Source organism: Nostocoides jenkinsii Ben 74 (assembly GCF_001046875.1).
Taxonomy (GTDB): Bacteria; Actinomycetota; Actinomycetes; order Actinomycetales; family Dermatophilaceae; genus Nostocoides_A; species Nostocoides_A jenkinsii.
The window spans coordinates 2909151-2924407 of sequence record NZ_HF571038.1 but is presented as its reverse complement, the minus strand read 5'-3'; the positions used below and the strand labels follow the sequence as shown (position 1 = coordinate 2924407).

The following is a 15257-nucleotide window of genomic DNA, read 5'->3' as shown; positions in this document are numbered from 1 at the left end:
GCTGCCCCGGCGGCTGCGGCGGGAGACGGCCGCTCCGGAGACAGCGGTCGAGGAGCCGGCTCGTCCGGGCGTGGTGATTCGGCGCGCCACGAGTCGGGACCTGGCGCCCCTGTTGGCGCTGCGCGCGCTGATGTTCACGGCGATGGGGGCAAGCACCGAGGCCGTGTCGGCGAATGCCTGGCAGGCGAATGCGCGCCGCTGGTTGCAGGTGAACCTGGGGAATGAGCGGGTGAACATCACGATCGCGGAGGTGAACGGGTCGGCCGTGGCGTGCGCCATCGGTGAGGTCGTCGAGCGGCCCCCGTCCCCCGGCAACCCCGACGGACTGGTGGGGATGTTGGGCAATGTGGCGACCTTCCCCGAGTACCGGATGACCGGGCTGGGGCAGGCCTGCGTGGACGCGGTGATGGCGTGGTTCCGCGAGGAGACGGCCGTGACGTCGGTGGAACTGTTCGCCACAGCCGAGGGCCGTCGGCGGTATGCCGCGCACGGCTTTGCCGACCACCCGGTCGCGCACCTGCGGGTGGCGATCCCGCGGGGTGACGCCTGACGCTGGTGGTGAGGCTTTGTGCGGGTTGGTGAGGCTTTCCGCGGGCTCGTGAGGCTTTCCGTCCAGTTAGTGAGGCTTTTCTGACGCGGTGAGGGGTTATAACGCCTCACCGCGTCAGGAAAGCCTCACCGCGTCGGGAAAGCCTCACGCGCGGAGTGGATTAGCCGCGTGGATCAGTCGTCCTCGTCGCCCAGCTTGATCGAGCTGGTCTGCTGGACCTGGACCAAGAACTCGTAGTTGCTCTTGGTCTTCTTGAGCCGGTCGAGCAGCAACTCGATGCCCTGTTGGGGGTCGAGGGCGGAGAGCACGCGGCGCAGCTTCCACATGATCTTCAGCTCCTCCGGCGCGAGCAGGATTTCCTCGCGGCGGGTGCCCGACGGGTTGACGTCGACGGCGGGGAAGATCCGGCGGTCGGCGAGCTGGCGCGAGAGGCGCAACTCCATATTGCCGGTGCCCTTGAACTCCTCGAAGATGACCTCGTCCATCTTGGAGCCGGTCTCGACGAGCGCCGTCGCGAGGATGGTGAGCGAGCCGCCGTTCTCGATATTGCGCGCGGCGCCGAAGAAGCGCTTGGGCGGATAGAGCGCCGAGGAGTCGACACCACCGGAGAGGATGCGTCCGCTCGCGGGCGCAGCCAAGTTGTATGCCCGTCCCAGTCGCGTGATCGAGTCGAGCAGCACGACGACGTCGTGGCCGAGCTCGACCAGGCGCTTGGCGCGCTCGATCGCCAGCTCGGCGACGGTCGTGTGGTCGTCGGCCGGCCGGTCGAAGGTCGAAGCGATGACCTCACCCTTGACCGTGCGCTGCATGTCGGTGACCTCTTCGGGGCGCTCGTCGACGAGCACGACCATGAGGTGAGCCTCGGGGTTGTTGGTGGTGATCGCGTTGGCGATCGCCTGCAGGATGAGGGTCTTGCCGGCCTTCGGCGGGCTGACGATCAGACCACGCTGGCCCTTGCCGATCGGGGCGACGAGGTCGATGATCCGGTTGGTCAACTGGTTGGGCTCGGTCTCTAGGCGCAGGCGCTCCTGCGGATAGAGCGGGGTGAGCTTGCCGAACTCCGGCCGCTGGCGGGCCTGCTCGGGGGTCATCCCGTTGACGGTGTCGAGGCGAACCAGCGGGTTGAACTTCTGGCGCTGGTTGCGGCCCATCTGGACCGTCTGGCCGCCCTCTTCGCCATCGCGCGGCGTCTTGACCGCACCGGTGACGGCGTCACCCTTGCGCAGCCCGTGCCGCTTGACCATGCCGAGCGGCACGTAAACGTCGTTGGCCCCGGGAAGGTAGCCGGTGGTGCGCACGAAGGCGTAGTTGTCGAGGATGTCGAGGATGCCGGCGCAGGGCGTCAGGACGTCATCCTCGGCCACTTGGGGCTCCTGCTCGAACTCCGCGCCGTCGGGGCGGCCGCCGGGAGTGCGACGCTTGTCGCGGTTGCGCCCACGGTTGCGGTTGCGGCTGCGGCGGTTGCCGCCGTCCTCGTCGTCATAGCGGTTCTGGCGCTGCTGCCCGTCCCGTTCCTGGCCGTCGCGGTTCTGCTGGTCACGGTACTGCTGACCTTCGCGAGCCTGCTGACCCTCGCGGCCTTGGCCGTCACGGTTCTGCTGGTCAAGGTTCTGCTGAGCGTCGCGGCTCTGGCCGTCACGGCCCTGCTGACCATCACGACCCTGCTGGTCGCGGTTCTGCTGTCCGTCACGGTTCTGCGGCTCGCGGCCTTCACCGCGCTGACCGGCATCGCCGTTGTCGCGCTGCTGGTCGCGGTTCTGCCCGCGCTGGTAGCCCTGGCGGCCGTCCCGGCGGCGAGACCCGCCGTCGACACCCTCGCGGGCGTCGGCGCCGGCCTGAGTCGCCTCGTCCGCGCCCTCGCGCGAGTTGTCGCGTTCCTGGCGCGCACGCCCGGCGGTGTGCTCGCGGCGACCCTCGCTTGAGCGGTCGCCCGCGTCACTCTGCGCGCCGGCCTGCTGACCGTCGCTCTGCTGGCGTGCCTCCGACTGAGGAGCGGCGCTGGGCTCGGGGGCCTCGCGTTGCGGGGCACCGTCGGCGCGGACGGCGCGTCGGCTGCCGGTGGTCTTGGTGGGCGCGGCGGCGCCCGAGCCGGCCATGCCGGCGCCGGACTGTTGCGCCCGGATCACGTCGATGAGGTCGCCCTTGCGCATCTTGGCCGTGCCGGAGATGCCCATGCTGCTGGCAAGTCCTTGAAGCTCAGCCAGGCGCATAGCCGTCAGGGCGCCGGATCGGCGCGGCTTCTCGTCCGCCGTGGTTGCGGAATCGAGCGTGGTGGTGTCGGTCACGAAGGACCCTTTCCCCTCGTTGCCAGCGGCGGAGACATCCGCGGCTGTTGATTGTGTTGCGGCCGAACGATGTCGGCGCCATGAGGAAGCTCCCCTCGCGTCTCGTCCGGGCGCGCACCACTGGTGTGCCCGCGGCGGGGAAGATGAGCTTCGGGGATGCGGATCGCACTCTCAGGGCTAAAGGCCAGACTGAATTCGCGATTGCGGTGTCACTGTATCACCGCATTACGCAAGCTCAACTGTGCGCCGCGCCCGACTATTCCTCCTGCGTCCCGTTGCGGCAAAAAACGTTGACACGCCCGCGTATTAGGCGCTCGACTCCTCAACCCGCAATCCGAGCGACGCGAACCCCGGGGTGAGAACTCGCCAGCCGGCTGGCGCCTTGGCCGCGGCGACCACCGCACCGTCACCCACCGCGAGCGCGAGCACCGATGGTCCGGCGCCCGAGATCGTCGCGGCGACCCCGGCGGCACGCAACTCGTCGACGAGGGCCATCGACGCGGCATACGAACTCCGGCGGGGTTCCTGGTGGAGGTAGTCACGGGTCGCTGGCACGAGCAACTCCGGTGCCGCCGTCATCGCGTGAACCAGCAGGCCGACGCGCGCCGAGTTGGCGGCCGCGTCGCCGAGGCGAACCTGCGATGGCAGAACGGATCGCGCGGTGGCCGTGCTCAACTGCACCTCCGGCACGAACACGACCGGGGTGATCGACGGATGTGGCGTCAACCGCACAGTGGTCGTCCGCTGCACCCGTGCGGCCGGATCCTGATCGTCCGCGAGCCAACTCAGCGTCATCTGCCCGAAGACACTCGCCGAGGAATTGTCCGGGTGCCCCTCCCGGGCAGCGGCCAGGTCGTTGACGGCGTAGTGGTCCACGTCCGGCCGACCTGTGGTGGCCACTGACAACAGGGCGTATGCCGCGCCGACCCCGGTCACGATCGCCGTCGCCGACGATCCGAGTCCCCGGCCGTGGGGAACGACGTTCTGACAGCGCAGTTCCAGACCACTCGGGGCCGGGACCCCGAGCACCTCGCACGCGCGCAAGAACGATCGGGCCACCAGGTGCCTGGCGTCAGTGGGGACGGAGCCGGCTCCTTCGCCATCCGCGGCGACGCGCACTCCGGGCGTCGCCGAAACCGTCACCTCACACTGGTCGCGCAGCTCCAAACCCACTCCGACACAGTCGAATCCGGGGCCGAGGTTGGCGCTGCTGGCCGGGACGCTGACGCTGACGCGCTGTCCCGGCCGCCACGGCATACCGGCGGGAGTCACCCCTCGAGGCCCAAGGCGACCGCCGCGCTGACGGCGTCGACGGGGACCCGCGTGGGCACGATCCGCTCGCCGTCGACTCCATTGAGAGCCCAGTCGGGATCCTTCAGGCCATGTCCTGTCACCGTGCACACGATCGTCGCGTCGGCGGGCACGCCCCCCGCCGCGTGGACCTGCAGCAGGCCGGCGACGCTGGCCGCGGAGGCCGGCTCGACGAAGATGCCTTCGGTGCTGGACAGCAACCGGTGCGCCGCAAGGATCTGCTCGTCGGTGACGGCCTCGATCCGCCCGCCGGAGGTGTCGCGGGCCTCCTCCGCCTGCGTCCAGGACGCCGGATTGCCGATGCGGATAGCGGTCGCGATGGTCTCGGGCTGGTCGACCGGATGGCCGAGCACAATCGGTGCGGAGCCGGCCGCTTGGAAGCCCCACATCTGCGGTCGCTTGGTCGCCGGGCCGTCGGGGACGCCGGAAATGCCATGTCCCGCAACGTATTCGCGATAGCCCTTCCAATAGGCCGTGATGTTGCCGGCGTTACCGACGGGCAGGCAGTGGATGTCCGGCGCATCCCCGAGAGCGTCCACGATCTCGAACGACGCGGTCTTCTGGCCCTCGATGCGGGCGGGGTTGACCGAGTTGACGAGGTCGACCGGATAGGCCTCGCCCAGTTTGCGCGCGATCTCCAGACAGTCGTCGAAATTGCCTTCGACCTGCAGCAGCGTGGCGCCGTGGGCGATCGCCTGGCTGAGCTTGCCCATCGCGATCTTGCCCTCGGGAACGAGGACGGCGCAGGTCATCCCCGCCTTGGTGGCGTATGCCGCGGCGCTGGCACTCGTATTGCCCGTGCTCGCGCAGATCACGGCTTTCGCGCCATTGCGCGCGGCCACCGAGATGGCCGTCGTCATGCCGCGGTCCTTGAAGGAGCCGGTCGGGTTGAGGCCTTCGTACTTGATGAACACCCGCGCGCCGACACGTGCCGAGAGCTTCTCGGCCTCGATCAGCGGCGTCCCGCCTTCGTGAAGGGTGATGACCGGGGCTCCGGCCAGGGTCGGGAGGCGCTCGGCATACTCCCGGATGACACCGCGCCACTGATGGGCCATGTCAGGCTCCTTCCACACGCATGACGGATACGACATCGGCGACGCTGTCCAACTCGGACAGGGTCTCGACGGTGGCATTGAGGGCGGCCTCGGTGGCCCGGTGAGTGACGACGACGAGTTCCGCGCGCGGGCCGCCGGAGTCGGGATCCGTGACCACCCGCTGGCGGACCGTCTCGATGGAGACGTCGTGGGAGGCGAAGGCGGTCGCGACCTGGGCGAGGACGCCGGGGCGATCCTCGACGTCGAGGCTGATGTGATACCGCGTCCACGACTGGCCGAAGTCCAAGACGGGCAGATCGGCGTATGCCGATTCCCCCGGCCCGCGCGATCCGTTCACCTTGTGCCGGGCGACCGCGACGAGATCACCGAGGACGGCGGAGGCAGTCGGATCGCCGCCGGCGCCGCGACCGTAGAACATCAGCTGGCCGGCGGCGCTGGCCTCGACGAAGACGGCGTTGAAGGCGTCCCGCACCGAGGCGAGCGGGTGGCTCCGCGGGATCATCACCGGGTGGACGCGGACGCTGATGCCCTCACCGTCGTCCGTGCTCGCCTTCTCGGCGATGGCGAGCAACTTCACGACGCAGTCCATCTCCTTGGCGGCCGCGATATCGCTCGCCGTCACCTCGGTGATGCCTTCGCGGTGGACGTCGCGGCCGGCCACCCGGGTGTGGAAGGCGAGCGAGGCGAGGATGGCCGCCTTGGCGGCCGCGTCGAAGCCCTCGACGTCGGCGGTGGGGTCGGCCTCGGCATACCCCAGGGCCTGTGCCTGGGCGACGGTCTCGGCGAAGCCGGCGCCGGTGCTGTCCATTTTGTCGAGGACGAAATTCGTTGTGCCGTTGACGATTCCGAGGATCTTGCGGACGTCGTCCCCGGCCAGGGACTCGCGGATGGGGCGCAGCAGCGGGATCGCCCCGGCGACGGCGGCCTCGTAGTAGAGGTCGACCCCGGCGGCGTCGGCCGCGGCATACAGCGTGGGTCCGTCCTCGGCGAGGAGCGCCTTGTTGGCGGTGACGACGGAGGCGCCGTGGGCCATCGCGGAGAGGAGCAATTCGCGGGCCGGGTCGATGCCACCGACCGTCTCGACGACGATATCGGCTCGGGTGACGAGGTCGGCGGCCTCGGTGGTGAAGAGGCTCGGATCGACCGGCACGTCACTGCGATCCCGGCCGGCTCGCCGCACTGCGATACCGACGATCTCCAACGGCACGCCGACGCGCGCGGTGAGGTCGTCCGCGTGCTCGACGAGTCGGCGGGCGACCGCCGAGCCGACGACGCCGCAGCCGAGCAGCGCTACGCGGAGGGGTTTGTGGTCGTTCATCGCGTCGCTTTCATCAGCCGAGGTCAAGTCCGAGAAGGTCATCGATTGTCTCCCGCCGGATCAGGACGCGAGAACGCCCCCCGTGCACCGCGATGACCGGCGGGCGGGGCGTGTGGTTGTACTGGCTCGACAGGGCGCGGCAGTAGGCGCCGGTGCCCGGGACGGCTAGGAGGTCGCCCGGCCGGACATCGCCGGGCAGCCATTCGTCCTGGACGACGATGTCGCCGGCTTCGCAGTGGCGGCCCACGACCCGCACGACGATCGGCGACTCGGTCGAATTGCGACTGGCGAGGGTGACGGAGAAGTCGGCGTCATAGAGCGCGGGGCGGGCGTTGTCGCTCATGCCGCCGTCGATGCTGACGTAGGTGCGGATCTGGCCGTCACCGATGACGACCGGCTTCACGGTGCCGACTTCATAGAGGGTGAACATCGCTGGCCCGACAATCGCGCGCCCGGGCTCGATGCTGACTTTGGGTATGCCGTCCAGCGAGCCGTCGCCGGCGGCCTTGAAGGCGTGCTCGACGATATGCGCCATCTCGTCGGCCAAGACGGCCGCGGACAGCGGCGTGTGCTGGCTGGTGTAGGCGATGCCGTAGCCGCCGCCGAGGTCGATTTCCGGTGCGGCATAACCCAATTCGTCGCAGATCCGCTGGTGCAGCTTGACCAGGCGCTGGGCGGCCATGTCGAAGCCGGAGGTGTCGAAGATCTGGCTGCCGATGTGGCTGTGTAGGCCGAGGAAATGCAGCTCGGCGGGGTGCGCCAGGATCTCGCGGGCGGCGTTGAACGCGACCTCGCCGCCGAGCGAGAAGCCGAACTTCTGGTCCTCGTGGCCGGTCGCGATGAACTCGTGTGTGTGCGCTTCGACGCCGACGGTGACGCGCAGCATGACCGGCGCGACGACGCCGAGTTCGCGGGCGAGGGCGACGACACGGTCGATCTCGTCATACGAATCCACGACGATCCGGCCCACCCCATAGGTGAGGGCCTGACGCAGCTCGGCGACCGTTTTGTTGTTGCCGTGGAAGCCGATTCGCTCACCCGGGAAGCCGACGCGCTGCGCCACGGCGAGTTCGCCGCCCGTGCAGACGTCGAGGCTGAGCCCCTCCTCCATCACCCAGCGGGCGACTGCGGCGCACAGGAAGGCCTTGCCGGCGTAGTAGACGTCGGCGCCGCCGCAGAGACGATCGAAGGCCGCGGCATACTCATCGCGAAAGGCGCGGGCGCGGGTCCGGAAGTCGTCCTCGTCCAGGACGTATGCCGCGGTGCCGTGCTCGGCGGCCAACTCGCGGACGTCGACCCCGCCGACTTCCAGGGCGCCGTCCTCGCGGCGGCGCACCGACTGGCTCCAGATGGCCGGCGTGAGCGCCATGACGTCATCGGGATACGGCAGGTAGATCGGCGGCCCGCCATAGCCATCAGCGTGGAGGACACCAGCCTCATGCGCGCGCATGGGTTACATCCGCTCGGGCGCTGAAACGCCAAGCAGTTCAAGGCCATTCGCGAGCACGACGCGCGTGGCGTCGTTGAGCCACAGGCGGGTGCGGTGCAGGTCGGTGACCGGCTCGTCGGCATTCATCGGACGCACCCGGCAGGTGTCGTACCACTTGTGGAAGTGGGCGGCGAGGTTCTCCAGGTAGCGTGCGACACGGTGCGGCTCAAGGAGCGAGGCGGCCTGCGCGACGACTCGGGGATAGTCGCCGAGGATCGCCAGCAGGGCGGCTTCAGTCGGATCGGACAGCAGCGAGGGGTCGAATCCGTCCTCGGTGCGGACGCCGTCTTCGGCGGCCAGCCGCGCGACATTGGAGGTACGGGCGTGGGCGTACTGGACATAGAAGACCGGGTTGTCATTGGTCTGCCGGCGCATCTCCTCGCCGTCCAGCGACAGCGGACTGTCGGCGGGATAGCGGGCGAGGGAGTAGCGCAGGGCGTCGCTGCCGATCCACTCGATCAACTCGTCCATATAGAGGGCATTGCCGCGCCGCTTGCCCATGCGCTCGCCGGCGATGCTGACGAGCTGGCCGATCTTGACCTCGATGTTGTGCTCGGGGTCGTCCCCCGCGCAGGCGGCGATGGCCTTGAGCCGGTTGATATAGCCGTGGTGGTCGGCGCCGAGGAGGTAGATCTTCTGGTCGAAGCCGCGGTCCTTCTTGGACAGGTAGTAGGCCGCGTCGGCGGCGAAATAGGTCGGCACGCCATTGGCGCGGATCAGCACGCGATCCTTGTCATCGCCGAAAGCGGTAGTGCGCAGCCAGATTGCGCCCTCGCTATCGAAGACGTGGCCCTGCTCGCGAAGCCGGGCGACAGCCTGCTCGACCGCGCCGGCATTGTGCAGGGCGCGCTCGGAGAACCAGACATCGAAGTCGACGTGGAAGCGCTCGAGGGTGGCCTGGATCTGCGCGAGCTGGATCGGATAGGCGACATCCCAGGCGGCATTAAGGGCCTCGTCGGCTGGCAGGTCGAGGATGTCCGGGTGCGCGGCGCGGACCGCCTCGGCGAGCGCCTCGACATACTCCCCGTCGTACCCGCCCTCCGGCGCGGGCTCGCCGCGCAGCTTGGCCAGCACCGAGCCGCCGAGCTTGACCACCTGGCCGCCGGCGTCATTGATGTAATACTCCGCCGCGACCTGCGCGCCCGCGGCGCGCAGCAGCCGCACCATGGCGTCGCCGAGGGCCGCCCACCGGGTGTGCCCGATGTGCAGCGGACCGGTGGGGTTGGCGGAGATGTATTCGAGGTTGACCATGCGGCCCCCCTCACTGGTGCCGCGCCCGTATGCCGTGCCCGCCCCCACGATGGTCCGCGCGAGTTCCCCGGCGCTGGCCGCGTCCAGGGTGAGATTGAGGAAGCCCGGCCCGGCGACCTCGACGGCGGCGATGCCGTCGACGGCTTGCAGCTTCGCGGCGAGCTTGGCCGCGACCTCGCGTGGCGGCATACCGGCCTTCTTGGCCAGTTGCATCGCGACATTGCTGGACCAGTCCCCGTGCCCGGCCTGGCGGGGGCGCTCGACCCGCAGATCGTCGGGCACCTCGACCACGAGCTCGCCGGCGACGACGAGTTCGGTGAGGGCAGCGCGGATCGCGGCAGCCAGTTGCTCGGGGGTCACCGGGCGATTCTACGAAGCCGGGCGGCAGCCTCGCGCCACCATTCCATCTGCGGCGGGCGGGGCCTGGTGAGTGTCAGGGAAACACCACTTCGACCGGCGTCCGCGAGAAATCCGCCGGGGACCCGGCTCCGAGTTCTCCGGAAAGGTTCGATCCCCAGCAGGAGGCACCGCCCGTCGCGTGTTGTGCGCACGCCAGCGAACCCCCGGCCTTCCGGCCACTGGCTTGGCACGGCCATACGGCGTGGATCGGGCCCGATTCACGGCAGGGCCGCCCAGGCTGCTAACCTCACTCCCCGGCGCCAAGCCAACTTTGGCCCCCGTAGCTCAGGGGATAGAGCACCGCCCTCCGGAGGCGGGAGCGCAGGTTCGAATCCTGCCGGGGGCACCAACCAAAAGGCCAGCAGTCGCGACATCGGAGCGAGGCTGGCCTTTGGTAACTCCGGCGAAGTGACAGGCGCCCGGAATGGAATAAGGGCGCCGACGGGCCCCCTGCCGGTTTCCCGCCCAATCCCACAACCCGGCGCTTTGGGAGGCTTTCTGGCTGAGGGTTTGCCAGGCATAGCGCCGGAAAGCCACCCAAACCCTCGACCAATCGGGGCGTCGGGCGGATCGACCGGCCGCCTCAAGGTCAGCGAATGCGCGTGATGCGCCCCTCGTCCAAGTGGAACTCGGCGTCGGCCTGCTCGGCGCACCACGGGTCGTGGGTGGCCATCAACACGGCGGCGCCGGCCCGCGCTTGGCCCGCCAGGAGCGCCACGATCGTTTCTCGCGTCGTGCCATCCAGGTCGCTGGTCGGCTCGTCCGCAAGCAGCACCCGGGGTCCCGCGGCCAAGGCCCGCGCCACTGCCACGCGTTGCTGCTGCCCGCCGGACAACTCCTCCACCAAGTGGGTGCGGGCCTCCGACAAACCGACCGCCGCCAGCGCCGACTCGCCCCGCGCGCGGGACTCCGCAGCCGAGAGTCCGCTCGCGGCCAAGGGCACCAACACATTCTCTTGCGCCGTCAGCGCCGCGACGAGCGCATTGCCCTGCGGGACCAACACCACCCCGGCCCGAGCAGCGACCGTCCGATCGCCCACGGCGGCACCGTCCAGGGTCACCGATCCGCCGCTAGCCGGCGCAGCCCCGGCCAACACCCACAACAGCGTCGACTTCCCGGCACCCGATGGCCCCGTCAAGGCCGTGAGCAGCCCCGGTTCCACGTCGATCGAGACGTCATCCAGCACCCGGCGACCGCCGAGCTCGACGACCAAGCCCGCGCCGGCCAGCCAGCCACCGGATCGGGGTGAGTGGAGCGCTTCGAGGCCTGAATCGGCATACGCGGAATCGGTGACCACGCCCAGACGCTAGCCGGTCAGGGCTGTCGGAGGACTTCGATAGCGTCACCCCATGCGGGCGGCGATGAGGTTCCGGTGGGCACAGGCCCTCGTGATCCTGCTGCTCTCGGCACTGGTGACTGCGGCGCTCGCCTTCGCCCCGCTCTACACCCGCGCCGTCGACCAAGCCAGCGTGTCGGCGCTGGTCGAGGCAGCCGCCCCGCAGGACGCCGGCGTGCGGATCAGCTCGTTCAGTTCGAGCGAGCCCATGCTCGCGCAGCGGCCCGACGCCCTGCGCAGCCTGCTGCCGCCTCGGCTCGCTGCGGCGTCCGGCCCACCCATCGCCAGCACGTCACTCACCGTCCGCCGCTTGCCGTTCGGCGGTGAGCCCGAGGGTCGCGTCCTGTGGCGCGACGGCATGTGTGAGCACGTCACCTTCGCGGCGGGCGCCTGCCCCACGGCGAAGGACGAGATCGCCGTCAGCGCCGATCAGGCCCGCGTCTATAACCAGCCGATCGGCAGCAAGCTCGCGATCGGCGAGTTCGACGGCGCCGTGAGCCAACTGGAGGCGTCGCCGTTCACGACGGTGCGGGTGGCTGGGATCTACCAGCCGCGGGACGGGCGTTATTGGTTCGGTGAGAACCTCACCGGCACAGCCGAATCCGATGCTGGCTTCGACACCATGCTGGCGCCCGCGGCGTTCTTCGACGCCCGCGTCGAGAGTCGCCAAGGCAGCGGCGAGTGGCTCGAACTGCACCATGGCCTCGACCTCCCCCTGCGGCCGGACGCACTGGACGCCGACTCGATCGCCCCCCTCGCCGCGACGATCACCGCATTCACGACCTTCCCGATGGGCAAGGAACGCGCCGCCACCCACGCTGCCGAAGCCGTTCACGTGACCTCCGGCATCCCCGAGATCGCCGCGCAGGTCGCGGCCGGCCGCGAGCAAGTACGCGTGATCGTCCCGCTCCTGATGGCTCAGCTCGCGCTGCTACTCGGCTGCGTCCTGTGGCTGGTCCTCGTCGCCGCCGCTGATCAACGCCGGGGTGAGGTGGCCCTCGCCCGACTTCGCGGCCGAGGACCACGCGGCGCCCGGAGGCTCCTGCTCGCCGAGACGGCACCCCCGATCATCCTCGCGGCGCCCTTGGGCTTGGGCGTCGCGCTCGGGCTCGCCGCCCTCGCCCGCCGACTCCTGCTCGAAGGCCGCCCGCCGACGGAACTCCCTCTCACCACGGTGTATGCCGCGGGGCTGGCTCTCCTCCTGATGCTCGCCCTCGCCGTGCTCTCGGTGCGGCGGCTGTCCACCGAGCCCATCGCCGACCTGCTGCGCAGCATCCCGGCGCGCCGGGCGGGCATCTCGCTCGGCGTCCTGGAAGCGATGGTCGTGGCCGCATCCGGTGCCGCCTTTTTGGCGCTGGCGACCGGCTCGGTGCGCGGTCCGATCGGCCAGGCGGCGCCGATCCTGCTGGCGATCGCGGTCGGTCTGCTCGGCGCGCGCCTGCTCCCGGCCGCCTTCGCCGCGCTCGGCCGGGCACTGTTGCGTGGCGGGCGCGCGACCCCGGCTGCCGCGCTCCTGCAGGCGAGTCGGCGCGGCACGACGCGCTGGCTCGTCCCGATCGTGACGGTCGCGCTCTGCCTGGTCGTCGTGACCGCCGACGTGGTCGCGGTGGGCGCCCGCAACCGGCTCGGTCGAGCTCAGGTCGAAGCCGGCGCTCCCACAGTCCTTTTCGTCAACAACGCGGACCTTCAGAAGGTGACTAAGGCCACCCGCGAACTCGACCCGACCGGCACGGCCCTGACCACCGTGGCCCAGGTGACCACCGCCAATGGGACGACGACCATGGGGGTGGAGCCCGCGGCATACCAAAGGATTGCGCTGTGGCCGGATCAGGATCCGGCGGCCATCGCGTGGGACCACCTCACGGCGCCGGCCGAGCCTCCGCTGACCCTGACCGGCACCCGCCTACGTGTCCACGTTGCCCTCTCGTCGCTGGAGCCGACGCGCGGCAATGTCGCCCAACTACCGACCTCGGTCGCCCTCGCGCTGCAACTCATCGACTCCACCGGCAGCACTGAACCCGTCACGGTCGCCGACCTATCGGCCGATGGGGCAGATCGAGATGTCACCGCGTCGATCCCCTGCCGCAACGGTTGCCGCGTCGCGGGTATCGGCCTCGTCGCGCCACCGAACGCTTCGCCCTTCCACGCCAACCTGACCCTGACCGACCTGCGCGTCGACGAGGCGGCGGTGGAGTTGGGCACGACCGGTTCGTGGCGCGGACCCGCCGATCCCGACACGATCGCCATCGGCCAGGCCGCGGGTGGAGGGCTGCGCATTGAACTCGCCAACGACGGCCGCGCCCAGACCTTCCTCGCGCACGCCTCGATCCCGGGCACCGTCCCGGCCCTGACCACCGCCGCGGCTACGCCCGCCGACACCGCCGCCACGATCGGCGGCGCGCTGATGAGCGGCGACGACGTCTTGCTCACCTCCGCCGATCGCATCCCGTTTGCCCCCGGCGGATCGGCCAAGGTGGCCCTGGTCAACCTCGACAACCTCCTGGTCACCCACTGGCAGGGGCGTGGGTCCGCAACCATCGAGGTGTATGCCGCAGCCACCGACCCCGCCGACCTCGCCAAACTCAGCACCGCCTTGGCCGACCGCGGTATCGAGATCCGTTCGGTGCGCCACCCGGGAGAGGTGGCCACGGCATACGGGCGCACCGGTGCGGCCTGGAGTCTGGCCCTGTCCATCCCGGTCGCGGCGATCGCCCTGCTCGTTGCCGCGCTCGGCATCGTCGTGCTGCTCGCGGCGTCGTGGCGCGCACGCAGCCGCGACTACGCCGCCCTGCGGATGGGGGGCGTCAGCACCCGGTCCGTGCTGCTGATCTCCCTCCTTGAAAGCGTGCCGGTGGTCGTATTTGGCGGCGTGCTCGGCGCGGCGGCCGGGCTGTGGTCGGCCCCCGCCTCGTTGCCGATGATCCCGCTCTTCCCGACCCCGCCCCCGACGTTCCCGGTCGACCTGCGCACCGCCTGGAGCGCCGCGTTGAGCGCCGGCGGCGCCGCGCTCGTGGTCGTCACGCTCGTGGCCGCGCTCTCTGCCCAATGGGCCGCGCGCCGCGCCCGACTCGATCGACTCCGGGATGCCGTATGAGTGCGGCCCAGCCCATCACTACCGCCGGCCTCGTCCACATCTATCGATCCGAGGGCCACGACGTCGCCGCCCTGTCCGGGGTAGATCTGGTAGTCCCGGCGGGTGAGGTGGTCGGGCTGCTCGGTCCGTCCGGCTCCGGCAAGTCGACCCTCCTCGCCCTCCTGGCCGGGCTGTTTCGCCCCAGCGCCGGCAAGATCTATGTCGGCGAGCGCGAGCTGTCCACACTGCCCGCCAAGGACCTCGATGCCTATCAGGCCCAGGTCGCCTCGCTGATGTTGCAGGGCGCGCGACGCAACCTCATCCCCTATCTGACCGGCCGCCAGAATGTCGCGTTCGCCCAAGAGCGCGCCCGCGCCCTGGGTACGCCGGTCCCCGAGGTGGGCGAGGTGCTCGCCTCGGTCGGGGCAGTGGGTTTCGCGGACGATCCCCTCGCTCGCCTCTCCCAAGGGCAACTCCAACTCCTCGCGCTCGCCGTCGCCCTGGCGCCTGCCCCGGGCGTGTTATTGGCCGACGAGCCCACCAGCGCCCTCGACCATGTCGCCCGGGAGCAGGTGCTGGCCGCGATACTCGCGGCGAATGCCACCGCTGGGACGACCGTGGTCGTGGTCACCCACGACCCCGAGGTCGCCGCGCGACTACCGCGCACCATCACCATCCGCGACGGCCGGATCGGCGGCGAGGGCCGCTCCGGCGAGGAGTATGCCGTGATCACGGCCGACGGCTTCCTGCCCCTTCCTGGGCACATCCGCAACGCCCTGCCCCCGGGAACCCTGGTGCGGATCGAGGATCAGGAGGGCGGCTACCTGATCGTGCCGCAGACGGCACACAGCGCGAAACTCCCCGATCCCTGACGGATCGAGGAGTCCCGCACTCGGCGACGCGCTCTGCATGGGGAGGACGTGGGAGTCCTACGCCACGGAAACCGGCCCCTGGGTCGCGGCCGCCTCCTGCCGGCGATAGGTGTTCAGCTGGCGCTTGAGCGCGAAGGCCATACCGCCGAGACCGGCAAGGATGCCGAATCCGGCAACACCGAGCACGGCGGGGAGCGCGGCGGATCCCGCCTGACCCAGTCCCACCTGCCGAGTCCGAGCCTCGCCCGTCCCCGTCTGCCCCGTCGCCGTCTGCCCCGTCGCCGACTGCCCCGTCGCCGCCTGCCCCGTCGCCGACTG

At 70.2% G+C, this 15257-nt stretch carries 11 protein-coding genes and 1 tRNA gene; 4 read left to right on the top strand and 8 right to left on the bottom strand.

Annotated features, from left to right (window positions below; genetic code table 11):
• The coding region (locus tag BN13_RS13930; RefSeq protein ID WP_162199966.1) for a GNAT family N-acetyltransferase at positions 1-550 on the top strand (550 nt) is incomplete at its 5' end.
• A gap of 173 nt (positions 551-723) precedes the next feature.
• Here BN13_RS13930 and rho read toward each other — a convergent pair.
• The 6 genes from rho to BN13_RS13900 all read right to left on the bottom strand — a co-directional run bounded on the left by rho (position 724) and on the right by BN13_RS13900 (position 9619).
• Positions 724-2835, bottom strand: a complete 2112-nt coding sequence (gene rho / locus BN13_RS13925; protein WP_048547817.1) for a transcription termination factor Rho — start codon at positions 2833-2835, stop codon at positions 724-726.
• A gap of 306 nt (positions 2836-3141) precedes the next feature.
• A complete protein-coding gene (gene thrB, locus BN13_RS13920; RefSeq protein WP_235434054.1) occupies positions 3142-4107 on the bottom strand; it encodes a homoserine kinase in 966 nt (321 codons plus the stop codon).
• On the bottom strand, positions 4104-5201 hold the full coding sequence (thrC, locus tag BN13_RS13915) for a threonine synthase (RefSeq protein ID WP_048547813.1): 1098 nt from the start codon (positions 5199-5201) through the stop codon (positions 4104-4106). The genes thrB and thrC overlap by 4 nt, the downstream gene beginning before the upstream one ends.
• Position 5202: 1 nt before the next feature.
• A complete protein-coding gene (locus BN13_RS13910; RefSeq protein ID WP_407667871.1) occupies positions 5203-6561 on the bottom strand; it encodes a homoserine dehydrogenase in 1359 nt (452 codons plus the stop codon).
• Entirely contained in the window at positions 6533-7969 is a 1437-nt protein-coding gene (lysA, locus tag BN13_RS13905; protein WP_048547810.1) for a diaminopimelate decarboxylase, read from the bottom strand. Before lysA ends, BN13_RS13910 begins: the two co-directional genes overlap by 29 nt.
• A gap of 3 nt (positions 7970-7972) precedes the next feature.
• A complete protein-coding gene (locus BN13_RS13900; protein ID WP_048547807.1) occupies positions 7973-9619 on the bottom strand; it encodes an arginine--tRNA ligase in 1647 nt (548 codons plus the stop codon).
• A gap of 313 nt (positions 9620-9932) precedes the next feature.
• Here BN13_RS13900 and BN13_RS13895 point away from each other — a divergent pair.
• Positions 9933-10007 (top strand) — tRNA-Arg (locus BN13_RS13895).
• Between the two features lie 240 nt (positions 10008-10247).
• Here the strand turns inward: BN13_RS13895 and BN13_RS13890 are convergent.
• Entirely contained in the window at positions 10248-10955 is a 708-nt protein-coding gene (locus tag BN13_RS13890; RefSeq protein ID WP_201329099.1) for an ABC transporter ATP-binding protein, read from the bottom strand.
• A 52-nt stretch (positions 10956-11007) separates the two neighbouring features.
• Here BN13_RS13890 and BN13_RS13885 point away from each other — a divergent pair, with 52 nt between their 5' ends.
• The gene (locus tag BN13_RS13885; RefSeq protein WP_048547805.1) at positions 11008-14088 is read left to right on the top strand and encodes an FtsX-like permease family protein; all 3081 of its coding nucleotides are present in this window, start codon (positions 11008-11010) and stop codon (positions 14086-14088) included.
• On the top strand, positions 14085-14939 hold the full coding sequence (locus BN13_RS13880; protein WP_048547803.1) for an ATP-binding cassette domain-containing protein: 855 nt from the start codon (positions 14085-14087) through the stop codon (positions 14937-14939). The genes BN13_RS13885 and BN13_RS13880 overlap by 4 nt, the downstream gene beginning before the upstream one ends.
• A gap of 57 nt (positions 14940-14996) precedes the next feature.
• Here the strand turns inward: BN13_RS13880 and BN13_RS19700 are convergent.
• Positions 14997-15257, bottom strand: a 261-nt coding sequence (locus tag BN13_RS19700; RefSeq protein WP_048547801.1) for a hypothetical protein, incomplete at its 5' end; no start/stop codon positions are given.

Coding starts and splice junctions, on each gene's coding strand:
- thrC (WP_048547813.1), bottom strand. CDS start 5,201: ATGGCCCATCAGTGGCGCGGTGTCATCCGGGAGTATGCCGAGCGCCTC.
- BN13_RS13910 (WP_407667871.1), bottom strand. CDS start 6,561: ATGACCTTCTCGGACTTGACCTCGGCTGATGAAAGCGACGCGATGAAC.
- lysA (WP_048547810.1), bottom strand. CDS start 7,969: ATGCGCGCGCATGAGGCTGGTGTCCTCCACGCTGATGGCTATGGCGGG.
- BN13_RS13885 (WP_048547805.1), top strand. CDS start 11,008: ATGCGGGCGGCGATGAGGTTCCGGTGGGCACAGGCCCTCGTGATCCTG.
- BN13_RS13880 (WP_048547803.1), top strand. CDS start 14,085: ATGAGTGCGGCCCAGCCCATCACTACCGCCGGCCTCGTCCACATCTAT.